Source organism: Rhodococcus sp. NPDC057135, from assembly GCF_042670865.1.
Lineage (GTDB): Bacteria > Actinomycetota > Actinomycetes > Mycobacteriales > Mycobacteriaceae > Rhodococcus_F.
The window spans coordinates 25,385-52,182 of record NZ_JBHUUU010000022.1; the positions used below are offsets into that span (position 1 = coordinate 25,385).

Genomic DNA, 26,798 nt, shown 5'->3' on the forward strand with positions numbered 1-26,798 from the left:
GCCCGATGACCACTGAGAGCAACTCCGGAAATCGGCAGCGACCGGTAGCAACAATTGCCAGCCTGACATTGCTGATCGCTGCGGTCGCCGCTCTCGAAAGCATCATCGTCCCCGCACTCCCCCTGGTACAGAGGGACTTCGGGGTGAGTGCCGACGTCGGGGCGTTGGCATCCGTCGCTCTGACGTTGAGCACCGTTCTCGTCACGCCGATGGCCGGCCGAATAGCCGACGTGTACGGCGCCCGTCCCACGTTGCTCGCGATCACGACAATCGTCGTCCTCGGCGGCACCGTGTCCGCTCTCGCAACGATCTTCCCGCTATTTGTCCTCGGCCTGTTTCTCCAGGGATTCGGGCTCGGGTTGTTGCCCGTGAGCTTCGTGGTCCTGCGACGCACTCTGTCCTCGGAACAACTGAAGACTGCCACCGGATTGCTCGGTGCCGTCGTCGTCGCGGGCGGCGCTCTGGGAGTCGTGCTGGCGGGACCGGTGGCCGAAAACATCTCCCGCACGGCGATGTACGCAGTGCCGACCGCCTTCGTCCTCCTCGGCGCACTTGCTTTTACCGTGAGCACACCACGGGATCGCAACTCGAACATCGGCGGCCGACTCGATTGGCCGGGAGCGGGCGGATTGGCTCTGGGGCTGCTGACGCTGACAGCATGGCTGGCGAGCGCGTCGAGCAACGGGTGGGGCGCACCGACGTCGATGCTGCTTGTTCTCGCTGCCGCTGCGGTGTTCTCGATCTGGGCCAGGCATCAGAGCCGGACACACGAGCCGATGGTCGACCTGACGATGATGCGGCATCGTTCGATGTGGAGCGCTGTGGTCGTCGGCGTGGTTTTCGGATTTACCTACGGCGCAGTCGTCTATCTACTTCCGCAACAACTCGCCGTACCGGCGGAGAGCGGATTCGGCCGCGGCGCGTCGACCAGTGCCATCGGATTCCTGCTGTGCATCGGCTACGGCGCAGCGGTGATCGCCTCGGTGATCTCCGGAAAGTTGGCACAACGTGTGGGTACGAAAGCCGTTGCAGTAGCGGGAGTTGCCTTCCTCGGCCTCAGCGGCGCGGTCGGCGTCTTTGCCACGACAATGTGGCAGATCGTTGTCGTCCTGATCTTGGGGGTACCGGCGTCGCCGCTGCGTCGACTGCAGTATTCGTCATCTCCGCCGACAGCGCAGCGGCAGACCGAGTGGGTGTCACCACGGCGATCATCACTATCGCCAGGTCGTTGGGTTCCGCCGTCGGGACCCAGATTGCTGCCGGGATCATAGCGGGCGCGACATCGTCAGGCGGCCTTCCCCAGCACTCGGCATTCGCCACAGCTTTCGGTGTAGCGGCAATCGTTGCGATTGTCGGACTCGTTGTCGCGGTGACGATGCCGAAGGCTGGGGCTGGGGCTACCGACGTTCAGTGGTCGTCGTCCTCGTCGAAGTCCGCGACTCCGCGCTTCCAGTAACCGGTGATCAGGTGATCGCCCGAGCTCAATCCGAGTTCGTCGCGCACGAATCTGCGAATCGGCTTGAGGCTGGTGGCCTCACCGGAGATCCAGGCGTAGACGCGTTCGCCCTCGGGGACGGTGACCGTCCGCACTGCCTGCTCGAGCAGATCCGAGTGACCGGCTGGGACGTCGCCGCGGTGCAGCCATCGCACCTCGACGCCTTCCGGAACGGTGAGTTCGATTTCCTGCGAAGGGTCGGTGATCTCGACGAACACCCATCCTGCCGCAGCAGCGGGCATCATCTCGAGCCAACGAGCAATGGCAGGAAGGGCGGTGATGTCGCCGGCGAGCAGGTAGCGGTCGTACGTCCACGGAACCACGACGCCGCCGGGCGGCCCGGCCACGTGCACCCGAGTGCCGATCGTTGCGGCCTGAGCCCAGTCAGAGGCGTACCCACCTTCGTGGAGCGCGAAGTCGAGGTCCAACTCTCCTGCTTCGGCGTCGTAGCGACGGACGGTGTACTCACGCGAAATCGGCAGCGGACGAGGCCACTTCAGGCTGAATCCGTCTCGTTCGGGCAGTCGCAAAGTGCCGTCGGCATCCGGGTAGACGAGGCGGACATGCTCGTCGGGAGCGTGCGATTCGAAGCCCGCCAACTCGGGTCCACCCAAGGTCAGACGCAGCAGTCCTGATCCGACCATTTCGCTGCGAACAACTTCGAGTTCGCGAATACCGATGGGGTACGGCACTTTTGCACCGGTGTTGCCCGCCAGCACTTCGGCGATGGTCGCGAGGTGGTCTCCTCGGTTCATGAACTACCTTCCTTTTCCGGCGGAGCATTCCCCACCGGCACAGTGATGTCGGAGTGATCTACTTCGGTGATCTCCGAAGTTACCCGGCGCACCGAACCCAAGGTTGCCAGGAGCACCAGGCCCAGTGTCAGACCGGCGAGACCCAAGGCCAGCAGCGCGGCGCCAGGCTCGAGCCACTGCCCGAGGAACCCGGCTGCCATCGAACCGATCGCCGTGCCCGTCACGGCCTGCACCATCCACAGACTCGACACGCGTCCGCGCAATTCGTCCGGCGTGTTCTGTTGAAGGACGGCAAATCTCAAAATGTCGTTGAGGGCGCGTCCGAGGCCGAATCCGGCGAGACCGAGGAACGCGAGGATCGCTGCTCCCGACGCACCCAGGACCACGAGGCCGAGCGGCATCAACGCTACCGAGATCAGCATCGCGGCACCGTTGCGGCGTACTCGTCCGGTCCAACCGCTGGTGAGCGAACCGATCACGGCGCCGACGGCCGGTGCGCCGTAGAGCAGACCGAGCATGGTGGGTCCGCCGCCGAGGACCTGGTCGACGAAGGCAGGCAGCAACACCATCGGCCCGCTGACGAACATGACCAACAGACCGCTGATCAGGATGCCGCGAATGACGGTGTGCGTGCCGGCGAATTTCACTCCGGTCACGAGCGCGCGCATCGGGCTTTCGTGATTCGTACCCGGTGCAGGCGACGGGCCTATGGCTTGGAACAACGTGACCGTTGCCGCGGTGGCCACGGCGGCAACAAAATATGTCGCGGGGATGCCGCCGGAGGCGATGATCACACCGGCGATTGCCGGCGAGATCATCGTCCCGATGTCCGTGGTCAGCGCTACCAACGCGCCGGCCGCTGCCATCTTGTTGCGCGGCAACAACGTCGGCATCAAAGCCATCAGGGCCGAGCTGCTGACACCGCCCGCCATGCCGTCGACAGCGGCCGCGACGTAGATGACCCACATCGACGGGTGCGGCATAAGCGCATTGCACCCGAGAATGACAAAGCCGAGACCCGCAGCACTGCGGGCCAACTGGATGGTGCGTCGCCGGTCGTAACGATCAGCGAGCACGCCGCCGAACAGGCTGCCGAAGAACATGGCGATGGCCATCGCCGTGGACACTCCGGCAACCTGCAAAGTCGACCCGGTGAGCTGGTACGTCTGCGCGGGAACGGCTACGACGAGCAGTCCGATCCCGAGCAGCGAGATCAATCGCGCGGAAAAGGCGTACCTGAAGGGACGGCTGGTCCGCAAGGGTGAAACATCGATCACCAGCCCACCGAATCGAGTCATGCGAAGGTCTGGCCGATCAGGTCGAGAGTAGCCATTGCGCCGTCGTAGTCAGGACGGTAGCTGCTGGCGGGGAGCTCGAACGTCGTGCCTGCCTTGAAGGACGGCAACTGCGAGTAGAGCGGATCCGTGGCAAGCTCGGCCATCGGGCGACCGGACACCGGAATGACAAAGGCGACAGGCGCATCGGCGACCTGCGAGAGCAGTTCCGGGCTGACCTCGAACGAGTCACCTGAGCCGAAGAGCTGCGGGTTGCCTGCCTTGGCCATGACGTCGTCGGCCTTGAAGCCGAGCTCGGCGAGCATCGCGGGCAGCGCGGCCGTCGGCGGAACGAGGTACGGCTTGTTGCTCGAGACCGAGAGGAAGTAGACGACGTTGCCCTCGGGAACCTTGATCTTGCCCTTGATCTCTTTGACCTTGTCCTCGTATGCGCTCATCAGTGCCGGAACCTGGTCGGAACGGCCCGCCGCGTCGGCGACGATTTCGAGCTGCTTGTCCCACGCGGCGACCGTCTTGGGGACCAAGACGGTGGGTGCGATAGCAGTGAGCTGATCGTAGAGTTCCTCGGCCTGAACCGAGGTGATGCCCTGTCCACCGCCGATGATCAGGTCGGGTTCAGCCGCCGCGACGGCTTCGATGTTGAGCTGCTCGCCGGCCGGCAATTCCTTGGTGCCCTGCGCCTTTGCGGCGTCCGACCATGCCGGCGGGAATCCACCGTCGAGGTTCGTGACACCGAGGACGCGGGTATCGGTGGCAACCACCGGTGCGTCCAGGGCGTACAGGTATCCGGCGAGACCGCCGCTCAGAACCACGATGCGCTCCGCTGACGCGGGCACGGTGACCGAACCCTTCTCGGTTTCGATCACGCGGGTCGTGGGCTCTGCAGCCTTGGTCGGTTCGTCGTTCGAATCGCTACTGCAACCGATCATCGCCACGAGTGCGACGATCAGCAGCCCTGCGATGGCGACGAATCGTCGCCAACTCCGTATCGCGAGGGGCGGTGTGGACTTCATCATTGAGCTCCCATTGTGTTTCCAACTGTGTGGTTTTCGACTGTGCGGTTTCGAACTCTGTGGCCTGTGCGTTTCGACAGACGACTGTCGAGCAGCGGGGCAATTGCCGCCCACCCGGCTGGGGTCACCAATCCGGCGTGGTCGTAGGGCAGATGATGTACTGCCATGTCCCGGTCTCCGCGGACTCTGCGCCAGCGATCGGCCAGCACTTGTCCGGACGCCTCGGCGTCGGCGGTGATCAGAGTAACCGGTCCGTCGTACGTTGTGTCAGTCGAGCGGGCCGCGAGCAAACGAGTGGCATCAAATCCAGCGCGAACTGCTTCGACCAGTGCCGGTGCCTGAGTGAGGATCTCGGGTGGCAGCGCGGCGGCAAGATCGCGGTCGTCGACGTCGTCGCGGTCGCGCTCGTCGCGATCTCCCAGTGGATGAGTATCGATCAGACCCGCGAACTCCACCGTCTCGCCGATATCGACCAGCTGAGCCGCCATCGCGGCAACGACGTTGCCACCGAACGAGTATCCGAGCAGGTGGTACGGCCCGCTCGGTTGCACGCCCCGAATCGTGTCGACGTACATCGCTGCCAGTTGATCCACGTTCGTCGGTTCGAGTGGCTCTCCGGCGACAGTGGGCAATTGAAGGCCGAACAGAGGACGGTCCGCCTCGAGTACGCCGGTCAAAGGTGCGAAGGGCCAAGCGAATCCACCTGCCGGGTGCACGCAGAACAGTGGCTCACCGCTGCCTTCGGCTCGCAGCGTCAGGAGGTGATCGCGGCTCAGGTCGACCTCGGACCCCGATTCGTCAAGGTGTGCTGCGAGCTCGGCAACTGTAGGACGGGCCATCAGCGTTCCCACACCGACGCTCACCGACAGGTCGTGCTCCACCTCCCCCACCAGTCGCATGGCTCGAAGCGAGTCGCCGCCGAGATCGAAGAAGCTCTCTTCGGGATCCACGACCTCGACGCCGAGAACCCGCGCAAAGACCTGGCACAGTTGCCTTTCCATCTCGGTGCGCGGTGCTCGGGCCGCCGCTCGGGCGGGGGGTGCCGGAAGCGCACCCCGGTCCAGTTTCCCGTTGGGCGTCAGGGGGATCGAATCCACGACAACGATGTCCGACGGAACCAGGTGCGCCGGTACCCGTTCCCGCAGCGCAGCTCGTAGATCGGTTGAATCGGCCCCGGGTTCCTCGATGACGTAGCCGACCAGTCGAGGCGGCGCACCGTCTTCGCTACGGACGGAAGCGGCCGCTCTCAACACTCCCGGCAACGACGCGAGCGCAGATTCCACTTCACCCAATTCGATCCGAATGCCTCGGATCTTGACCTGGTGGTCCGCGCGACCCAGGTATTCGAGTTCACCGTCGCGGCGACGCAGCACGACGTCACCCGTGCGGTACATGCGCCTGCCGACGGAGAAGGGATCAGCGACGAACACGGCGGAGGTCAGCGCGGTCCGGCGAAGGTAGCCCATCGCCGTTCCGTCTCCGGACATGTAAAGCTCGCCCGCCGCACCGATCGGAACCTCACGCAGACCCGAATCGAGTACCCGCGCAGACGCGTTCAGAATCGGACGACCCAAGCACGGCGTCTCGCTGCCTTGAACCGGGGATCCCATCGCGTTGATCGTGAATTCGGTAGGCCCGTAAAGGTCGTACCCGTCGACACCGTCCTGATCGCGTAGCCGCGACCACAGTTCGGCCGGCACCGCTTCGCCGCCGAGCATCACCAACACCGGCGTCCGCTCACCGTCGAGGAGACCGGCAGCCATCAGTTCCCGTGCATACGAGGGGGTTACGTTCACGACGTCGATCCCGACTTCGCGGTAGTGCTTCACCAGCGACGCGGGGTCGAGTCGCGCCTGCTCGTCGATCACGTGAACTTCATGCCCGGCGAGCAACCAGAACAGTTCCTCCCACGACATGTCGAACGAGAACGAGACTGTGTGCGCGATGCGCAGACGTCGACCACCCACGCTGTTTTCGGTAGGGGTGAAGATCTCGGCCTTGTGGTTGTGATACATCGTCGTCAGCCCGCGGTGCCCCACGACGACACCCTTCGGTTTCCCGGTGCTGCCCGAGGTGTAGATGACGTAGGCAGGCTGATCCGGTGAGGTCGGCCCGCACACCGCGGCCTCGTCGACAACAGGTGCCGGAGACTGCCCGTCGAGTACCCCGACCACGTCCGGGTCGTCGAGGACGACGCACGCCTGTCCGGCGAGAACAACGAGGTCACGCGTCTGCGTCGTGGTGACCACCAGCGCCGCGTCGGAGTCGAGGATCAGTTCGCGCAATCGTGCCGGTGGGTGAGCCAGATCCAAGGGGAGGTAGGCCGCTCCGGTTCTCATGACAGCGAAGATCGCGACGACGTGATCGGCGGTACGCGGAAGTGCGAGCGCCACAACGCGGGAAGGTCCTGAACTCCCTTCGCCCGACGCCGACCCCTCGAGCGCCGACACGAGTATCCGAGCCAGCCTGTCCACCCGAGCGTTCATCTCGGCGGCACTGAGTGTGACGTCACCGAAGACCAGTGCCGTCTCGTCCGGTGTGGCCGCCGCCCTTTCGCGTAGCAGTGCGTCCACGCTGCCGCCGGCCTGATCCGGCCGCGGCATCACGATGTGCTGTGAGGCGAATTCCGCGGGAGTGTACGAAAGCGGAATCGTCGTGTCCGCCACCGTAGCCGTATCGGCATTCGCCATCACTTCGAGGATCGTGACGGTCCGTGAGAGGACGTCCCGAGCCACGTCGTGGGGAATCAGGTCGGGACGATTTTCGAGAGTCAGTGCCATCGCCGCATCCCCGACGCCGGGATCCACGTCGAGCGTGAGCGCATAGTGAGTGCCGTCCACCGCATCGAATCCGACGATCCCACTGCGCCCGAACGTGTCTCGACGTGCCTGTTCGTCGCGAGGGGTGTTGCGGAAAACGTAGAGCGTGTCGAAGAGCGTGGCGAACCCTGCACTTCGCTGCACGTCGCCGAGCCCGAGATGGTGATGCTCCAGCAGCGAACCCTGTTCGCGGAACAGGCGTCCGAGCAACGCCGAGATCTCCTCCCCTGGCCGTACCCGGACACGCACCGGAATGGTGTTGAGCGCCAAGCCCACCATTCGGTCAGCGCCCTCGACCTCTGGTGAACGTCCCGAAACCGTCGATCCGAAGACCACGTCGTCTCGGCCCGTCACGGCGCGCAATGCCAGGCCCCACGCCGCAGAAACCACGGTGGACAGCGTCACACCGCTGCGCCTGGCCAATTCGCGAACTCGCTCGGTGATGTTCTGCTCGAGCTGAACTCGGGTGAACACCGGCAACGGAGCACGCCCACCTGATCCCGAACCTCCCACAAGTGTGGGCTGCTCGAGATCTGCGAGGTAGTTCTTCCAAGACGAGAGTGCGTCCGTGCGATCCGCTTCGGCGATCCATCGCAGGTGATCACGGAAGTCCGCGGGCGCGGCGAGCGCGCCGTCGAGTGCAACCGGGTCCGTGCCGTGCGAGCGGGCGAACTCGTAGAGCGCGAACAGCTCCGCGTACATCAAGGTCTGCGACCAACCGTCGGTCAGCAGGTGGTGTTGGGTGAAGACGAGGTGCGCTCCCCCACCTGGCAACCAGACCAACACCATTCGGATGAGTGGCGGCGCAGTCAAGTCGAACAGCCTGCCGAATTCGGCCTCGTCGACGGCGCGAACCTCGCGATCGATGTCCTCGGTTGCGACTGCGCTCAGATCGATCTCTCGAAACGGCATGTCGGCTGCCCTGGGCACGAACTGCACCGGGGCATCGAACCCGGCGTGCGTGAAGCCCGCCCGCAAGTTCGGGTAACGCCGCAAGAGCGCATCCCCTGCTGCGCGGAGTGAGCGAACGTCGATGTCGGCGTCGGCAGAGAACTCGAATCTCGGCTGCATGTGATAGGCATCCGTACCGCCCGCGCCGTCGAGAACCGACTGGAAGTACATGCCTTCCTGCAGAGGTCCGAGCGGTAGCACGTCCTGCCAGCCGGGGCTGAGCGACTCGAGCCGCGTCCGACGATCTGTGTCGACGGCTACGAGCGGAGTCGGCGCACGATCCGGCGCGGTGTCGGGCAATGCCTTTCGGTCGACCTTCCCGTTGAGAGTGAGCGGGAGCGCTTCGAGCACCGTGATGGTCTGCGGCACCATGTGTTCGGGGAGCAGTCGCGCAATCTCCTTGCGCACCAGTACCGAATCGAGCGTGGTTCCACCTTCGGGGACCACGTATCCGTGCAGACTTCCGGTACCCGCCGCATCGACACGGACGGTGGCTGCAGCGCGGAACACACCGGCTACGGTTCCGAGCGCGCCCTCGACCTCGCCGAGTTCGATGCGGAAACCGCGAACCTTCACCTGATCGTCTGCACGACGAAGGAAATGCAAAACCCCTCGCCGGCGTCGAACCAGATCTCCGGTGCGGTAGAGGCGTGCCCCCGGCAGAGAAGGATCGGCGACGAACCGGGCGACGGTCAGATCGGGGCGGTTCAGGTATCCGCGAACCACCTGCGCGCCGCCCAGATACAGCTCACCCGCAACCCCTTCGGGAACCTCGCGCAGGTCGTCGTCGAGGATTCGTACGTGTACATCGGTCCAGGGCCGACCGATCGTGACTCGGTCACCAGTCGTGATGACCGAAGACGTCGCCCAGACCGTGGCCTCGGTGGGTCCGTACACATTCCGGACCGAAGCAGCGTTGGCAACCAGTTCGTCGGCCAGATCCTGAGGGAGGGCTTCCCCTCCCACCAAGGCGCGCACCGCGGCGAGGTGGGCTGCATTCTCGTGTTCGGTGACCACTCGCCACAGCGCCGGCGTTGCCTGCATCACTGTCGCGTCACTCGCGATGATCAACGCCAACAACGCATCCGGGTCGCGAACCGTCGAACGGTCGGCGATCACGACCGTAGCGCCCGCAGCGAGCGGGCACAGAAGCTCGAGTGCGGCAATGTCGAACGACACCGTTGTCACCGCGACAATGCGATCACCCGGCCTGATCCAGCGATCCTCGACGACGGTGTCCGCGAAGGCCGCGAGGTTGGCAGTCGAGACCATCACGCCCTTGGGGCGACCGGTCGAGCCGGAGGTGTGGATCATGTATGCCAGGTGATCACCCGCAGCCGGCGGAGGAGGAAGCACGACATCGACGTTGGTGAACTCACCGTCCACGAACACACTCGTGGGCACTGCCGACGGAAGCTGTCCCGCGCTGTGGATACTGGTCAGGACACACACCGGCGCCGCATCGTCGATCATGAACTCGAGTCGCTCACTCGGGTAGTCGACGTCGAGCGGCAGGTACACCGCGCCGATGCGCAGTACCGCGAGCAGTCCCGCCACCAGATCGGCACCTCGATCGAGCGCGACGGCGACTACCTTCTCGGGTCCTGCGCCGACCGCGAGCAGTTCACGGGCCAGTTCGTCGACGCGTGCCGACAGCTCTCCGTAGGTGATTCCGGCCTCACCGCAGACCACCGCAATGTCGTCGGGATGACGGCTGACCTGTCGAGCGAACAACTGCGAGATACCCGCCGGTGGCGTCGTGCGTCGGCCCGGGTCACGATCCGACTTGTTCTCCGGCAGCCGCAGATCTGCGACGACAGTGGTGTTTTCGTGACCCAGGACCGCGATCACACCGTCGAGCAATGCGTCCGCGGTGGAGGCGTCGAACAGCCCGGCATCGACCGTCAATCGAAGTTCTGTTGCGGTTCGGACGAATTCGAGGTCGGCGCTCGCTTCGAGAGAGTGACCGACACGCGCAGCGAACAGGCTGCCACTGGGGCGCCCGAGTAGTTCGGCGATACGGTCGAGGCTGACATCGGAATGCGCCCGCGCCTCCGACAGCGCGTTTTCGACTCGTCGAACGACATCGGCAATTCTGGGCCGCCCGGACAGGTCGACCCGAATGAGGGTGTCCGCCTCTTCCGAGGACAGTCCGACAGCAAGGTCTCGACCACCTCCGAAGCCGTTCAGCGTCGCTGCGACCGCAGCCAACAGCACCGTGTCGAATCCCGAGCCGTCACGGAACCGAGCATCGCGAAGCTGACGGACGTAGGTGTGCGGACGGTATTCCGCGCCTCGCGGGCGGTCGTAGGGAAGGTCCGTTTCGAGGGGCAAGCCCGCAAGTGTGCGAACCCAGTACCGCTCGTGATCAGGATTTCCAGCCACTGCCGAGGGGCGGACCGTTCGCGCGTGCACGGTGGGTCGATCAACGACAGCAACCGAATCCGGCGAGAACTTCTTGTAATCGATGTGGGCAGTCGCGGCAAGGCCGAGGGGGGTCGGGGTGTCGAAGACATCCGAGACGACGACGCGGATGCCCAACTTCCGCAGACTTCCCACCAACCGCATCGCAGTGAGCGAGTGGCCGCCGAGAGTGAAGAAGTTTTCGCCCGGATCGACGTCGGAAATTTCCAACACCGTTGCGACACAAGCGCACACTGCATCGACGACAGCGGGATCGGCATCGACTACCTGATCCGGCGCGACTGCCTTTTCGGTGACAGCCACCGCATCGACAGCGGGGCGTGACTGAGGGACAACCTTCAGCACAGCGGATGCCGGAGCTGTCGGCTCTGTCAGCAACCCACGCAAGATCTCGGCGAGCCGGGTAGCCATTTGCTGCGCCGTGGCTTCGGAAACGACTGCCGGATCGTGGTACAGAACCAGATCCAGACCGGTGCTCGGCGGCGCCATCAACGTCATCGGATAGTGCGTGACCCCGCGATTGGTGAATCCCTCGACCCGAAGGGTGTGCGACGCGGGCTGTCCCGCACCGGAGTTCGGGAAGTTCTCGAACACCAGGAGTGTGTCGAACAGTTGCCCGATCCCGGCTATGCGCTCGATCTCGGCCAAACTGGTGTGCTCGACGTCCACGATGTCGAACTGCGCGTTCTGCAGCCCGGCGAACTGATCCAGCAAAGGCTCATCAGTGTCGATGTCGAGGCGGGCCGGAATCGTGTTGCTGAACAACCCGACCATTCCCTCCACCCCGGAGAGTTCGGCAGGTCGGCCAGACACGGTGGCCCCGAACACGACGTCCCACGCTCCCGTTGCCTCGGCGAGCGCTGCCGCCCACGCTCCCTGGACCAGCGTGTTGATCGTCAGCGCCCGCGCACGGCCGAGTTCGATCAACGCGTCGGCATCCGATGCCGCGAGCGGAACCTCGAGCGCCACGGGCACACTCCGCGGCGCCCCTACCTCGGCAACGAGGGTCGGCGCGGTGAGCCCACGCAAACGCTCACTCCACGCTGCTCGAGCTGAGTCCTGATCACGGCCGGCGATCCACGCCAGGTAGTCGCGGTACGGTGTCGGCGTGGGGAGGTGCGCATCGCCGTCGTGGTAGACGTTCATCAACTCGCGCAAGACGATCGGCGTCGACCACCCGTCGGTGAGCAGGTGGTGCGCGTTGAGGATCAGTCGGTGCACCCCACCGGGCAGCCTGATGAGTAGTGCGCGCAGTAGCGGCGGTGTGCTGACGTCGAAGACACGCTCGGCGGCATCGTCCTCGAGCTGATCTGCAGAGCGCAATGCAGTGGACTCTGGAACCGACGTCAGGTCGACCGAACGCCATGCAACCTTTGCACCGCGCGGAATGACCTGAACGGGACGTTCGAACTGCTCGTAGTGGAAGGCTGCGCGCAGGTTCGGGTGCCTGTCGATCACGGTCTCGAACGCGTCGGCCAACTTCACCTCGTCCAACGAGCCGGAGAGATCAAAACGCGCCGTGAGCGTGTAGACGTCTGCGGCGCCGTCACGGACCGCGTGGAACAAGAGACCTTCTTGTAGCGGCGAGAGCGGAAGCACATCGGCAAGTGGTCCGTGGACGGCTTCGAGTTCGTTGATCCCGGCCTGATCGACCACGGCGCCTTGGCCGAAGAGCGTGGCGGAGCAATCGGAAGGCGTCAAACCACCGGCGAAGAGCGCGGCATGCGCTGTCAGCGCAGCAAGCGCCCGTTCCCAATGTGCTTGCAGCTCGACGATTGTCGCTTCGTCGAGCACCGCACCGGCCGCAGTCCATTCGACTGCCAGCGTCGGCGCGCCGTCCTCACGGACAAATGCGTTGAGCGCCAACACTTCCGACATTGCCTTGGTGGCCGGTTCGATTACCGCGAATGCATCCTCTTCCGGCAATCGCCATCCGGTTCCTGGCAGGGACGGGAAGCGGCCGAGATAGTTGAGCAGCAGTTCGGGAGCAGCACACTCGGAAAGATCAGAGGCAGCGTCGGGATCCAGATGCCGGAGAACTCCGTAACCGACTCCACCTGCAGGCACAGCTCGTTTTGCCTCCTTCACCGCACGCAGCAGATGCCCGGCGGTTGCTCCGCCACTGAGCGCGTCGGCAAGATCCTCGGCGGTCATCAGTGCGTCGGTGGGCACTCGAACTGGGAATTCACTGGTGAACCACCCGATGGTTCCGGCGAAGTCGGTGTCGCTGGTGAGCGCGTCGCGTCCATGGCCCTCGACGGTGACGGTCTGCGCGGGCAGCCCGATTCGGCCCCGGCGGTGCTGCCACGAGCGCAATGCAAGCATCAATCCCGCGAGAAGCACTTCGTCGGCCTTGGCTCGATACGCCGCCGGAAGTGTGGTCAACAACGCGTCGGTGACGGCCGGGGGCGCAACAGTTGTCGTGCGGGAGGCGGTTGCGCTCACGTCGACTTTCGGGTCGAGACGACGGCTGCCGATAGGCACGTCATTCACCTGCACCGATGAAGACTTCCAGTGCCCGAGCTCTGATGCCTTGCTGCCCGAGGTCCCGAATTCTGCGAGCAACCCCGCGTATCGGCGCCACGAACTGCCGCCTGTAGCCAACCGGGCCGACCTACGCTCGCGTGCAGCGTCGGTAGCTTCGTGGAGATCGGGAAGCAGAATTCGCCAGGACACGCCGTCGACGATCAGATGGTGAGCCACCACGATCAATTGGTCGGGTCGACCGGCCTCGGTATTGACCAGCACAACTCGCAGGAGTTCACCGGCGCGAGGGTCGAGACTCGCCGCCGACGCCTCGGCGAGCTCTCTGATCCGGGGCGGCTCGGAGCTGTCGGACACTTCGCGAACGAGTCCCTCGCTGCGTACTGCGCCCGCGTCCCGGACGATCAATTCGGTAGTACCGCTCTCGTTGTCACGCCGCAGCAGCAGACGCAGCGCGTCGTGGTGATCGAGGACCGTCTGTATGCCGGTCTGCAGGTCGCCGAGCGAGAGTCCGTCGTCGATGCGCACTGCGGTCCACTGCGCGTAGCCCGCAATTGCCTCGTCAGTCGAATTCTTGTCGATCAGTGCCCGAACGATCGGCGGAGCGATCACGGTGCCGGTCGCCACGTCCACGACCGCTGCAGCGACGTCGGCCTGATCGTCAATTTCACGCGCCGCAGCGGCAATGGTTCCCAGATCTCGCTGTGCAAGTAACTCTTTCGGAGCAACGACCAGCCCGCGCACCCGCAGGCGACTGCTGACGCTGATTGCCGTGATGCTGTCACCACCGAGGCCGAAGAAGTCCTCGTCCACGCCGACGCGTTCGCGGCCGAGCACCTCGGCCACCACGTCACAGAGAATTTCTTCGTGAGGTGTGGAGGCCGCCCGACCTTCCGACTCGACAGCCGGAGCGGGTAGTGCCGCACGATCGAGCTTTCCGTTCACCGTGACCGGCAGTTCGTCCAGAACGACGATTGCGGCGGGAACCAGATGATCCGGTACGCGACCGGCGAGGTCACGGCGCAACTCTTCCTGCGGCCCAAGCACCGCGCCGACAGCGGCGACCACGTAGCCGACCAGGCTGGGCCGTCCCCCATCCGTGCGGATCAGCGCGGCAGCCGCGCCGATTCCGGGAACCGATCCGAGAACAGCCTCGACCTCGCTCAATTCGACTCGATGTCCGCGGATCTTGACCTGCTTGTCGCTGCGACCGATGAAGTCGTATCCCCGCCCCGGCACCCAGCGCGCCACGTCCCCGGCGCGGTACATGAGATCTCCCGGAGCCCCGAAGGGATCCGCGACGAAACGCTCGGAAGTCGCGCCGGCTCGACCGAGGTACCCCCTGGCCAATTGCGGTCCGGCCAGGTAGAGCTCACCTCGTTCACCGTCGGCGACCGGTTCGAGCGCGCTGTCGAGCAGGTATGCCCGGGTGCCCGCGAGCGGGTACCCGATACGCGGTCCGGCACCGACGACCGTGGTCGCGATCGCGTCGACCGTCGTTTCCGTGGGGCCGTACAGATTTCGAGCCGGCACTCCGGATTCGATGATCGCGTCCCACAGTGCCGGCGGTGCCGCCTCGCCGCCCACGACGAGGAGCTGCAACCGCTGCGTGCTCAGCAATCCGTTGTCCACCATCGCTGCCGCCATCGACGGCGTCGTGTCGACCACGTCGACACGATCTCGCTCGAACGCCGCGACCAGGGCAACGGCGTCCTTCTGCAGTTCCTCGTCGTACACGTGCACCCGATGACCAGACAGCATCCACAACAGCTGATCGAGAGACGCGTCGAAGGCGAACGACGCCGTGTGCGCGGTGTGCAGTTGGCGGTTTCCGACGCGCTCGGCGGTGTCCCGGTAGATGGTGGCGCGATGGTGGTGAAGCAGGTGCGCCAATCCACCGCTTCTGACCAACACGCCCTTGGGCTTGCCTGTCGATCCTGAGGTGTAGATGACGTACGCCAGGTGGTCACCATGCCGCACCGCCGCCAGTTCACCGAGTTCGAGTGGAAGCCCGGAATTGGCACGGAGTTCTTCGCGCACCGCGTCGGAATCGAGGACGAGCGGCTCGGGCCGAGAATCCCCGGCGAGTTGCTCAGCCAGGGCGGAAGTGGTGAGCACGACCTTCGGCTGTGCGTCGTCGATCAGATCCCGCAACCGCTCGGCCGGGTGCTGCGGATCCAGGGCCACGTACGCTGCGCCCGCGTCCAATGTCGCGAGCAGCGCCACCACCATCTCGGACGTACGCGGAAGCGCAAGTCCGACAATGTCGTCCGGGCCGACATCGCGGGCCCGAAGCAACCGGGCGAGCTTGCGGACGCGGGCACCGAGTTCTGCGCCTGTCAAAGGCTCCTCACCGCACACGAGGACTGTGTCATCCGCGTGCTCGACGACGATGCGATCGAAGACGTCGGGGACGAGGTCGACAGAGCCGGGCACAGGTTCGGTCTCGCGGCCGGCAAGAATCCGGGCAGCTTCGGGCGCCGTCATCATCTCCACCTGACCGACGGCAGGATCTCCCTCCCCGACCATCGCGTTGACGATGCTGACAAAACCGGCGAGGCGACGCTGAACCGAATCCCGAGTATTGGTACGTGCGTCCACTTCGAATCCGAGTAGAACTTCGCCGTCCGCAATGGGGGTCACCGTCAAACCCAGGTCCTCCGGCGGCCCCCCGGCGACGTTACGCAGTACACCCACAGCGCCGGCGAAATCGAGGGCGAAGTCGAAAGCCTTGAGATTGATTCCGATCCCGTGAAGCAGTGCGCCGGTGCCGGCGACGCCCAGGTCCCGAGCAAGATTCTCACCGCGGTATCGCTGGTGCGCGCGCAGGCTTTTCATCGTGGCGGCCACCTGCTTACTCAGATCACCGAGTCGATCGTGGCTGCGAATTGTCATCCGGAGTGGCAGGACGTTAACTGCCATGGCCGGCGTCTTGAGTGCCGTGCGCCCCACGCGCGCCATCAGTGGCATCGCGATGACAACATCCGTCTCGCCGAGCAGCCGGTGGAGAAACGCGCCGTAGCAGGCGATCAGGGCCTCGGCCCACGTTGTTCCCGTCGCGTCTGCCACCTCTTTGAGGCGGTGGAGAGCGTCGGCGGTAATGACTTCGCGAACCTGGATCGTTCGTTCCGCCGGACCGGTGACCTGCTGGCCGCGTCCGTCCAACGCGGGCAACGGCGTCAGGACATCACGCCAGTAGTCACGATCTTCCACGAACTGCTCGCCGGACCGGTATGCCTCGTCCTCGGTCACCAGGTCGGTCATCGAACCGAATCGCGTTGGCGCTACGTCGGTTCCCTTCTTCGCGGCCGTGTAGTGCGCGGCGACTCGGCGCGAAATCATGGCCGCGCTGTATCCGTCGACGATCAGGTGGTGATAGAGCTGGATGCACCAGATCTCGCGATCGGAGAGCCTGATCAGCGAGTACGTGTACAGCGGACGCTCCACCATCAATCGGCAGTACTCGGAAGCCCGGCTGCGCTCGGCGTCGACCAGTGCGTGCGCCACGGCCACCGGATCGCGCTCGTCACGGACGTCGGTGACGGGAATGACGCCAACCGGCTCGCCGGAGATGTACTGACGCGGTCCGTCCGCTGTCTCGATCATCCGCAGCCGCATGGTTTCGGCTTCACCGATCGTCGCCGTGATGGCGGCTGTCAGAAGTTCGGTGTCGATCGGTTCGTCGCCCGAGATTTCGAGCACCTCGCCGACGAGGTAGCTCCGGGATTCGGGATCAAGCCTCTGTGCGTTCCAAATCCCGAGTTGAGCTCCTGTGAGAGCAAACGTAGCTTCGCTCGCCGCTCCGGAGTTCGAACCTGGAAGAACGCTCACACTGATCCCCTCGTCTGTGGACACACGTCACCCAAGGGTGACCTAACGTCATTTTGGGTAGCCTAAACTAAATGTCGATGAATCGGGGAATCCGCCCCGCCCTCGACCTGAAAATCTGCCGAACCGACAGCACCCGACGAATTCGCGGGTCGACACGCACAGCCACAACAAATTGTGGGGCAGGTTCTTTCGTGAATCGAAACGACGAACGTGAGGGCTAGTCCATCAACGTTGCCGCGACGGTCCCGCCCAGTTCGTAACAACGATCGCGCACCGATTTGTCCACGCTCACAGTCACTTCGAGCGGATCCGCCACCGCGACCAATCCGAGCCCGGTGGCGAGCTTGCGCACCGACGACACAGCACCAGCGGTGTCGTTGTTTCCGTGAACCCACAGTCCGTACGGCCGATCCGAAACCGCACCGAGGCACAACTACGACCCGAGCGGGTTTAGAAACCCGCGCTGGCCCGCTCGATCTCGGGTCGCCGCCAACCCATCATCGAGATCGGTGGCGCGGCGGCGGATTGGTGACGGGCCGAGACCCCAACGGACACAACACCGCGATAGATACTTAATAGTAAGTATCGCATTGCTGGTCAAAGCCAAATAGAGTAGATCACGTGAAGGTCGTCGCATACATTCGCACCTCGACCCGTGACCAGCTCGCCGCGTACGGTCCCGCCCGACAATGCGAGGCAATCACCGACTGGGCCAAGCGGAACCGGCACCGCATTGTCGCCGAGGTCGTCGAAGATGTGTCCGGCACCGTTGCCCCGTCGGGTCGCGAGGCATGGGTCGACGTGGTCACCCGTGTGTGCGGCGGTGAGGCCGACGGTGTGGCCGTCTCCGATCTCTCCCGGCTCACTCGCGACCAGGTCCACCTAGAGCTGACCATCCACGAGATGAGTGCCTGCGGTGCCCGGCTGTTCTCGACCTCGGGCGAGGACCAGTCGATGCTCGACGACCCCGACGACCCCCAACGCAAGCTCATCCGCACGATCATCGCCGCGATCAACGAGTACGACAGGTCGATGATCGTGCAGCGAATGCAGGCAGGGCGTCGGATCAAGAAGGCCAGCGGCGGCTACGCGGGCGGACAACCGCCGTTCGGGTACCGGGCGGCGACACCTCGGGGGAGCTGGTGCCCGACGAGACCGAACATTCTGTGCTCACCCGTATGCGCTCGCTCCGCGCGGACGGCCTCGCAACCCGAGCTATCGCCGATGCCGTCAACGACGAGGGGCTGACGACCCGCAAGGGCGGCCGCTGGTCGTCGGCGTCGGTGGCTCGGCTGCTCCGGCGGGCGGCGTGATCCCCGGGGGTTCGAGTCGGCGAGGTCGGTGGCCTCGGATAACCTGCTGACCATGACCGAGCCCACCTCCAGCCAGGACACCCGCGTCGTCGCGGCGATGCGCCTGAGTGGAGCACGGTTCAATGCACCCGGAATACCAGCCGAATCACTCGTCGAGATTTCCGCCCTCGAAGACATCATGCGATCCCTCGTCAAGCTCTACTGGCACGACAGTTACCCGAACAAGAAGCGAATGCCGAAAGGCTACGACGACCGGATCGCCTTACGCTTGGTCCAGAAGATCGGCGAAGGATCGTGCCGCGCCACGCTGGAATACGATCTCGGCCCAGGCAAGATTGCAATCGACGAAGAGGACGAGATCGAGCAGTACTATGACCGCGCCCTCAACACCGTCGATGAGTTCATCGCGTTCGCGTTGAGCGATGAGGGGCAGCTCCCCGTCGATATGCGCCGCCTCCCGCCGAACAAGGTCAAGAGGCTCGGCCACACGTTGCACACCGGCGACACGATCCAGGTGGCACCCACCGACGTCGTCGAATGGAAGGGTCGCCCCGAGTACACGACGACCGCCCGCAGCAACGCCATCGACAGCCTCGACGTCGAGACCCGCAAGCCCGCCACCGTCAAGGGGCAGGTCATCGACTTCCATGTTCTATCCGGGAAGCTGACAGTCCGCGATCGAGACCACAAGCGCGACATCACCGTCCCCTATCGCGAGTCGGGCGTCACCGTCGAGATCGCCTCCGCTCAGCAGCTATTCGAGTGCGAAGCCGAGGGCATCGGCGAGTTCAACGCTGACGGCCGACTGACCAAGCTCGCCACTGTCACCACGCTCAACGTCGTCGATGTCACCGAGGATGCCCGCGCCGCCCGGGCTGCGGTCGACTCGCTCGCCGACCTCGACGAAGGCTGGCTCGATGGGGAGTGTGGAGAACCGATCACGGCGGCGGTGATCGAGCGGGGCCGAGCGGTGATCGACGCGATGATCTCACTGAGCAACATCACCCGGGTAGTGTTCCCCACCGAGCCCGGCGGCATCCGATTCTTCTGGCCTGAGGTCGAGAACCAACTTTCCATTGAGGTTGAGCCGTCCGGCGCGCTCTACGTCCATGCGACCGACCTGCGCGCCGGGACCTTTGCCGAAGACAACGTCGCTCCCGACGTCGTCGATCTCGTTGCCGCCCTCGACTCCTGGCTCTCGGAGGCGTCCTCGTGAGTGAAGGTGCCGACAAGTCCCGTGAGCGCATCACCCAACCCGATCAGGTGCTCTACAGGCCGATTGCGCAAGCGTTCGTTGCCGACGGCGTGGTCGCACCCGATGCATTCTTGCTGAACTCTGCCGACGTCAAGGATCACAACCGGCTCTCGATCACGCGCGGGTCGGTTGCGACAGCCGAAGACGCCTATAACGAGCGCGCCGCCACCCTCAAAGCAGGTTGTGAGAAGCGAAGTTCAACCTACCGGCCGCCCGTGGGCGTGCTGGGTGTGACGGTCGAAGAAGTCGAGGCCGTCGAGATCAAGTCCCCCGAAGGTTCCGAGGCGCGGCGGCCGCTGACCGCGTGGGATGACTCGATGAACGAGGGCGTACCCGACGCCCACGGGCACATCGACTACAGCGATGTTCCGTTCTCCGAGAAGGGCGCGCATCTCAACACCGCGAAGGCACTGCTTGCCCGCGCCGTTGACCACGGCTGGAAGTACGGTCCGATCGACGAGTGAGCTGTGCCGAACTTCATCGCGTGATGACCACGGACAGAACGAAATCTCGTAATACCTTCCGGTGTGACCATCCCGCACGGAATCGTGCTATCTCCGGTTAGCACACGCGCTACATCGCTGCCACCACTCGAACGGCTAATTACGGAGCGGTGCAGCACTTTTCGCAACCATCGTCGTCGCCCCTACGGTCGAGCGCCGAAGCGCTGCACCCCGTTTGATCGACTAATTGCATGACAGCAGCAGTGATCGGTACCGCGTCCGGCGACATGTCGGCGTTGAGCCGGAGCGCCAGGTTCGCCGCCTTCGTGAGCCGTGGCGCACCAGACGACGGTCCCCGCGTCGTCGAGGCACGGCAGGCCGTCGCCTATCACCGGGTGAAGCGCGCCGTCGATCCTGACCGCGACGCCCTAGCGCCTGCTGACGTGACCGCGCTGCACCGTGCCCTCGTCGGAACGGGGGCAGCCATGTCCACCTGACCCTCACCACCGTGCGTGCCACAACCGAGGAGAACACCCCGCAGCACGGACACCACGAGGAGACCCGCACGACCACCACGATCGAAGACCAGCTACTCGAAATCTTGACCCGGCTCACTCCCGACGCCGACGACCCCGACGTCATCGCCTGGAGCCGAATCCGGCGCGAGCTACCCGAGGCCGCCGGCTACTGGGCGGCCGTGAGCGCATCGGTCGCTCTCGCCGGCGCTGGAGAAGTCGTCGCCCTCAAAGATCGGCGGCAAGACCTACCTCCGGCTACCCGACCCGCTCGATACCCCGAGTGTCGGACCCCGACTGATGAGGGTCGTCTGATGACCTCCTCCACCGTTGAGCCCGACGAAATTCGGCCGGCAGATTTGGGCCACAGCCCCATCGGCAGAAGCGATCGACCCCGCCTGGATCGGCGAGGTATTCCGCCACGCCGGTTCCGGCAGGCCCGATCTCGCTCTCGAAGCCGCTACCGGCGGCCCCAACAACATCAACAAGGAGCATTCCTCACGACCACCCGAAGCGTCCCGAATAGCGATATTGCCCATGTCGCGCCACGGCTGATCGTCGACACCCCCGCCGGTCCTGCACCGGCCGATCTCGTTGCCGCCGCCGGCCACCTGGAGGCCGAACTCGCCAAGACCACGGGCTTCATCCATACGTCCGCCGGTGTCACGGCGGCTGCCTCGGCCGCAAGCCTGATCGTGCCCTCGGGCTCGACCCTCAGGACACCCCTCGGTTACACGTGGGTGTTCGACTGCGGCTACGTCGATTGTCTCGGCAAGGCGCGGGCTGTGACCTTTCGTCCCTTCACCACCACCCCACCGGCACCGACGAGGGTCTGGCTGAGTGTCGCCTCGTCGGTGCCGGCATCACCACCTCCAACAGATAGGACATCCGCGATGGGCAAGCTCCGGCTCCGCGACATCACCCCAGAAGAGAAGCAGCGCTTCGCGATCTGCGCACATGAAGCTGGGCACGCCATCACCGCACGGTGTTCGGCGACACCGTGCGGCACGGTGCCCCTCACGCCTGACGACCCCAAGATCGTCGGTCGCTGCACCCTCGACGCCGCGCAATCCACAGGTATTAACAGCGCCCGTATCGCCTACGCCAGCCCGTACGCCGAAGCGTATTGGCGGCATGGCGGCCCGCCGACGTCGAGCATGTTGCGCCGGGTGCTCACCGCGTCCGGCCGTGAGGATGAGAAGGTCGTCCGCGGGTTCGGTGACACCCGACCCGAGGACTTCCCTCGCCTGATCTCGAGCTGCTAGGGCTCGATCTCCGGACTCGCTCGACACCTATTCATGCATGGCACCGCCATGCAGGGCGACATCGACAAGGCGTTTGTTCCAACCCGAAGACGAGCCCGACCTGCGAGCGTTCGCCCTCTCGTCGATTCGCTCGGGCCGCGTGCCGGGAAGCTTCAAGGTGACGCCCGCCGCCCTCGCCTGAAAAGATGGATTCGTCGCCTTACGCGGAGCTACTGTATCTCTGTGCCATCAGTCGACGACCCAGCGATAGAACTTCGATCATGCCCACTTGTCTTGACCCATGATCGCGTGTTCGAGTGTCATTTTCAGCTCCACCAGATGATCGCGGCCTACCATCACCCTGCCCCGTTTAGGTACTCAGCCAACGCCTTTCTCGCCAGCTCAAAATCTGTGCTTGAGATGGTTCGGCTGGACATGGAAAAGGAAGGAGAGAACGCGTGGCGGCGCGAGCGGGTCGGCCAGGTGTTAGCCGACGATCTGTTCACTCAGTTCAACACTGCCCGCAACTTCGTAATCCACCGGGGAAGTCTGATTCGCTCCAGCCAGGTCGAATTTGGAATGTTCAGTCATCGACGTCTAAAGCTCGCTCTCGCGACCGAACTCAAAACCGACGAGCCCAGCCACCTTTTGATTGATCGAATCGCAAACAGCAATTCCGCATCAATGTTCGTCCATCCCGACCGGCCGTTCATTGGAGAACAGCTTGGAGTTCGGCGTGAGTACCACGAACCTCTGCTGAGTACCGACCATGACGTTCTTACAGCCTGCGATATGATCCTTCGCCAACTGTGCACCCTCGTCGACGACTGCCACACGCACCTTGAGGTGCCCTTCGACGACGATGCGCACGACTGTTGCACGGCCCACGATCGGGAAGAGCACGCGACCTTGCTGGAAACGGATATTGACCCGTCACTCGCCGAAAAGTGGGGCTGGGACTGAGCGGAGACCCCGCCTACTCCACCAACTGCGCGGCGACCGTCGCACCCAGCTCCCAACACCGCTCCAGGTCCGCCTTCTCGGGCTTGCCCGACACGGTGACGTAGTCGGCCGCCTTCGCCCAACCGAGACCCGTGGTGATTGAATCCACGGCGCGTTCGGCTCCCTCAGTGCCCTCGTTGCCGTGCAGGTAGAGCCCGAACAGGCGGCCCCGCGTCGAGTCGAGAATCTGGTAGTAACTCTGATCGAACGCGTGCTTGAGGGCACCTGAAATCGACCCGAGGTTCGCCGGGCTGCCTAATAGGTACCCGTCGGCCTCCAAGAAGTCGCTCGCCGACACCGACAACGCCGCCCGGCGGACGACCTCCACGCCCTCGATCTCGGGGTCGGTCGCACCGCTGAGTACCGCCTCGAACATCGCCTGGCAGTACGGCGATGGCGTGTGGTGCACGATCAGCAGACGTGTTGACATTACGCTCCTTTATTCTAAGGACGGAGCATTCCGGGCGGCTCAACGGACCAAGTTCCGTCGTCACGACGACCGATAACACGGAGATCAACATTCTCAGCATATGGCAGGACGGGTCGCCCCGAAATAGACAGACCATCACCCTTCCGAGTAGCGAAATGTTCAACTCGAATCGACCGATAAACCTTCGCAACCTGGACAGGGCCCCCGACGCTGTGCAATTCAGGATCGAGAGTTTGCTGGTATAGCGCTTCGAGGGGGTGATAGTCAACGGGCCCAGAAATGTCGCCAACGCCATACTGTTTGGCCACTTGACCAGTGAGATTCCGACCACCGTCTCCGATTGCGCCGTACAGACGGACACCCCCGGGCTTACGGATCGACGGGGGCGGCGTACGCATCTTGTCGGCCTTGAACTCTGATGCAAGCCTGTCGAACCGGTATCGGTACAACAAGAAGCGCCCTTCCGACCAGGACCAACCACCCAGAAGGAACTCACACTCAGGCGGCGCTGCAGCAGCGGGCCCCTTCGCCTGCTCAAGCACAACGTTCAACACTCGCACTAGATGCCCTGCGTACTTCGGCAAATCCAGGGTACGGAGCAGAGAACCCTCGTATGCCCGAGTAGTTGCCAAAACCTGGAAAATAAGCGGAAGTGCACGCCACGTGTTGCCCGCGAAACCTAACAGTGCGTCAGACCTCCCGATGTCAAAGATTTTGGCACAGGCGTCCCACTCTTCGCCACCCCCCAGACGGCTGTCGCTGGCCATAACCAGTTCGGACAGCACGCCAACATCCCGCTCCCAGGCGACCACACTTGTCATGTCGCACTCCGAAGCAAGGCTGACCTGCGCCGGAACGCAATAGCAGGGTATACGTGACTTACGTGTTTCAGCGCCCCAGACATGTAACCGAAATTGGCGGTGGTACCGAAAAGATATCCGTCAGCAGCAAGTACGTCGGGCACTGTCGCAGCCAACGCCGGCATCACCTTCACCTCGACGCCCTCGATCTCGGGATCGCGGGCCCCGGCAAGGACCGCATCCAACAATTCGTGGGTTGTCGGCGAGGGCGAGTGGTGAACCACCAACAAAGTCTTCACACACCTGACAATACGGCGACGGGTGGCGAACCCGTCGCCGTTCACTCCTACGCCGAAACCGTTTCCGAGCTCATCGCCTTGACCAGGTCATCGGTTCGGGTGACCGAGGCGCAGCGTCCGGCCGCGTACTCGAGTGCACCGACATGCTCGTCCAGGGAGAAGTCGGCGACCGCGTCGCCCACGAAGAAGATCTGCACGTCTTGCATGAACCCGTCCAAAGCGGTAGTCAGGCAACCGATGTGGGCATAGATTCCCGTGATGATCAGCTGGTCACGCCCACTCTCGCGCAGTCGCTCACGCAAGTCTGTCTTGATGAAGGCGCTGTAGCGCCATTTAGTGAGCATGACGTCCTCCGGATGCGGAGCCAACTCGGCAATCACGTCGGTGTGAGCAGGATCTGCCTTCAGCCCCGGTCCCCAGAAATCCGACAGCAACGCGCGCTCCTCGGGGTCTTGATCACCGGGTTGGGCGGTGTAGACGATCGGGATCCCGGCAGCTCGCGCCGACGAACGAAGGCGGTCGATGTTCGGAACCACGGTTTGGAGCGGGTCGACGCTTCGGTCGTACGCGTTCACGAAATACTCCTGCATGTCGTGCAGAAGCAGCACCGCCCGGGAAGGATCGAGTGTCCAGTCGACCCGATTCTGCGGAAACTCGGTGGGCATCTCGTATCGGACTGCGGTGGGTAGCGCCATGAAAAATCTCCTCGAGAGAGTGGGAGTGAGAACCGATCAACTCGACAGCGTCTGCGCCGCAATCGATTCACTGAGAACACGGCGCAAGGCCGCCTTACTGGTCTTTCCGACGCCGGTGACGGGGAACTCGGTCACGAATTCCACTCGATCCGGAACCTTGTACGCCGCAACGCCTCGGCCTCGTATGTATCGCTTGATCTCGCCGACAGTCGGTGCTTCTCCCGAAATCACCAGGACTGCACACGTTCGCTCGCCCAGGTACTCGTCGGGAACAGCCACGACGGCCGCGTCGTGGACCGCAGGATGCGAGAGCAGGTGGTTTTCGATCTCCTCCGCTGCAACCTTCTCACCGCCGCGGTTGATCTGGTCCTTTGCACGCCCCTCGACTATCAGGTGACCAGTGGCGGTGACGCTGACCAGATCGCCGGTGCGGTAGAAACCTTCGGCATCGAAGACCTCGGCATTGTGCGCATCCGCACGGTAGTAGCCACGGATCGTGTACGGCCCCCGCGTCAGCAGGTGCCCCGTGGTTCCGGGCTCGACGAGCGCGCCCTCGTCGTCGACCACACGAACTTCGTCGTCGGGTGAAATGGGCCGACCCTGCGTGCTGACGATCAATTCTTGTGTGTCGTCGAGGCGGGTGTAGTTGACCAGCCCCTCGGCCATCCCGAACACCTGTTGGAGGGTGCAGCCCAGCTCCGTGGGCACCCGCGCGGCGGCTTCGGCGCTGAACTTCGCTCCGCCGACGCCGAGAACCCGCAAGCTCGACAGATCGTGATCTGCCTTGCTGGGGGCGGCCATCCAGGCCAACGCGATCGGTGGCACCAAAGACGCGTGCGTGATTCGCTCTGATTCGATCAGACCGAAAGCTGTGGAGGGCATGGTGTCCGGCGCCAGAACGACGGAGCCGCCCGCGTGGAAAACACCCAGGATGCCTGGCGAACTCATCGGAAAATTATGCGCTGCAGGAAGAACCACCAACATGCGCGTCGAGTCGTCGACGCCGCAGATCGGGTTGGATGCTCGCACCGAGTAGAGGTAGTCGGCGTGCGTTCGCGGAATCAGCTTCGGAACACCGGTCGTGCCACCGGAAAGCTGAAGAAAGGCGACCGACAACGGATCGACGTCGGCAAGAACGGGAACCTCGTATCCGCGCAGCGAATCGAAACCGACAAACTCTTCGGGATCACCAGCCACGATCACAACAGGCGAAGTCTCGAGGCCTTCGTTCACCTCGCGCGCCAGTGCGCGGTAGTCGAACCCGCCATGACGGTCGGCCACGATATAGGCAGCGACATCAGCGAACTGGCAGAAGTAGCCGATTTCGGTTCGGCGATGCGCCGGCAACCCGAAAACCGGCAGTGCACCGAGCTTCAGCACACCGAACAATGCTTCGACGTATTCCACGATGTTCGGTAGCTGCAGGAGCACACGATCACCGGCGCGAACACCCAACGCGAACAGGCCTCCGGCCACTGCCGAACTGCGACGATCGAGCTCGGAATACGTCAACCGTGTTTTTGCTCCAGCGGCATCGCTACCGACCACAGCTTCGTTGTCGGGATGTCGTGCGGCCGCATCCGTGATGAATCCGGCCAGCGTCTCGTCCGTCCAGTAGCCTCGTTCCCGATAGTGCGTCACCAATTCGGGTGGATACTGTGCGACGGGTGCCAAGGGCTCGCGAGCGATCCTCGAGGTCATGCAAGTGACTCCTCTTCGAAAGTGCTGTCAGCAA

Annotated in this window: 14 protein-coding genes and 3 pseudogenes; 8 read left to right on the forward strand and 9 right to left on the reverse strand. The window is 64.1% G+C overall.

All coding sequences use genetic code 11. The annotated features are described in order from the left end of the window. The first annotated feature begins 5 nt into the window (after positions 1-5). On the forward strand, positions 6-1,271 hold the full coding sequence (locus ACFT1A_RS29085) for an MFS transporter (protein WP_378449829.1): 1,266 nt from the start codon (positions 6-8) through the stop codon (positions 1,269-1,271). Between the two features lie 136 nt (positions 1,272-1,407). Here ACFT1A_RS29085 and ACFT1A_RS29090 read toward each other — a convergent pair whose 3' ends face one another. The 5 genes and pseudogenes from ACFT1A_RS29090 to ACFT1A_RS29110 form a co-directional block, all read right to left on the reverse strand. Then, on the reverse strand, positions 1,408-2,250 hold the full coding sequence (locus ACFT1A_RS29090; protein WP_378449830.1) for a siderophore-interacting protein: 843 nt from the start codon (positions 2,248-2,250) through the stop codon (positions 1,408-1,410). Next, positions 2,247-3,548: an enterobactin transporter EntS gene (entS, locus tag ACFT1A_RS29095; protein ID WP_378449831.1), complete on the reverse strand. Its 1,302-nt coding sequence runs from the start codon at positions 3,546-3,548 to the stop codon at positions 2,247-2,249. The genes ACFT1A_RS29090 and entS overlap by 4 nt, the downstream gene beginning before the upstream one ends. Further along, complete coding sequence (locus ACFT1A_RS29100; protein ID WP_378449832.1) at positions 3,545-4,558, reverse strand: Fe2+-enterobactin ABC transporter substrate-binding protein; 1,014 nt, start codon at positions 4,556-4,558, stop codon at positions 3,545-3,547. The genes entS and ACFT1A_RS29100 overlap by 4 nt, the downstream gene beginning before the upstream one ends. Continuing rightward, on the reverse strand, positions 4,558-17,067 hold the full coding sequence (locus tag ACFT1A_RS29105) for an amino acid adenylation domain-containing protein (RefSeq protein ID WP_378449833.1): 12,510 nt from the start codon (positions 17,065-17,067) through the stop codon (positions 4,558-4,560). Before ACFT1A_RS29105 ends, ACFT1A_RS29100 begins: the two co-directional genes overlap by 1 nt. A 217-nt stretch (positions 17,068-17,284) precedes the next feature. Further along, positions 17,285-17,497 (reverse strand): annotated as a pseudogene (locus tag ACFT1A_RS29110) (flavodoxin); the annotation flags it as partial. Between the two features lie 191 nt (positions 17,498-17,688). Here ACFT1A_RS29110 and ACFT1A_RS29115 point away from each other — a divergent pair. From ACFT1A_RS29115 to ACFT1A_RS29145, 7 genes and pseudogenes are all read left to right on the forward strand, one after another. After that, positions 17,689-18,141 (forward strand): annotated as a pseudogene (locus ACFT1A_RS29115) (recombinase family protein); the annotation flags it as partial. Between the two features lie 104 nt (positions 18,142-18,245). Further along, on the forward strand, positions 18,246-18,380 hold the full coding sequence (locus ACFT1A_RS29120) for a recombinase family protein (RefSeq protein WP_372454394.1): 135 nt from the start codon (positions 18,246-18,248) through the stop codon (positions 18,378-18,380). A gap of 52 nt (positions 18,381-18,432) precedes the next feature. Then, complete coding sequence (locus ACFT1A_RS29125; protein ID WP_219467541.1) at positions 18,433-19,596, forward strand: hypothetical protein; 1,164 nt, start codon at positions 18,433-18,435, stop codon at positions 19,594-19,596. Further along, a complete protein-coding gene (locus tag ACFT1A_RS29130; protein WP_378449834.1) occupies positions 19,593-20,099 on the forward strand; it encodes an endo-1,4-beta-xylanase in 507 nt (168 codons plus the stop codon). Before ACFT1A_RS29125 ends, ACFT1A_RS29130 begins: the two co-directional genes overlap by 4 nt. 230 nt (positions 20,100-20,329) lie before the next feature. Then, a complete protein-coding gene (locus tag ACFT1A_RS29135; RefSeq protein ID WP_219467547.1) occupies positions 20,330-20,575 on the forward strand; it encodes a hypothetical protein in 246 nt (81 codons plus the stop codon). 11 nt (positions 20,576-20,586) lie between these two features. After that, complete coding sequence (locus ACFT1A_RS29140) at positions 20,587-21,858, forward strand: hypothetical protein (RefSeq protein WP_378449835.1); 1,272 nt, start codon at positions 20,587-20,589, stop codon at positions 21,856-21,858. A 222-nt stretch (positions 21,859-22,080) separates the two neighbouring features. Then, positions 22,081-22,800, forward strand: coding sequence for a hypothetical protein (locus tag ACFT1A_RS29145; RefSeq protein WP_378449836.1), 720 nt, complete (start codon positions 22,081-22,083; stop codon positions 22,798-22,800). A 13-nt stretch (positions 22,801-22,813) separates the two neighbouring features. Here the strand turns inward: ACFT1A_RS29145 and ACFT1A_RS29150 are convergent, their stop codons facing one another. The 4 genes and pseudogenes from ACFT1A_RS29150 to ACFT1A_RS29165 form a co-directional block, all read right to left on the reverse strand. Next, the gene (locus ACFT1A_RS29150) at positions 22,814-23,269 is read right to left on the reverse strand and encodes a flavodoxin family protein (protein ID WP_378449837.1); all 456 of its coding nucleotides are present in this window, start codon (positions 23,267-23,269) and stop codon (positions 22,814-22,816) included. Between the two features lie 883 nt (positions 23,270-24,152). Next, positions 24,153-24,368, reverse strand: a pseudogene (locus ACFT1A_RS29155) (flavodoxin family protein); the annotation flags it as partial. 47 nt (positions 24,369-24,415) lie between these two features. Further along, positions 24,416-25,063: an isochorismatase family protein gene (locus ACFT1A_RS29160; protein ID WP_378449838.1), complete on the reverse strand. Its 648-nt coding sequence runs from the start codon at positions 25,061-25,063 to the stop codon at positions 24,416-24,418. A 36-nt stretch (positions 25,064-25,099) separates the two neighbouring features. After that, a complete protein-coding gene (locus ACFT1A_RS29165) occupies positions 25,100-26,764 on the reverse strand; it encodes a (2,3-dihydroxybenzoyl)adenylate synthase (protein ID WP_378449839.1) in 1,665 nt (554 codons plus the stop codon). Between the last annotated feature and the right edge of the window lie 34 nt (positions 26,765-26,798).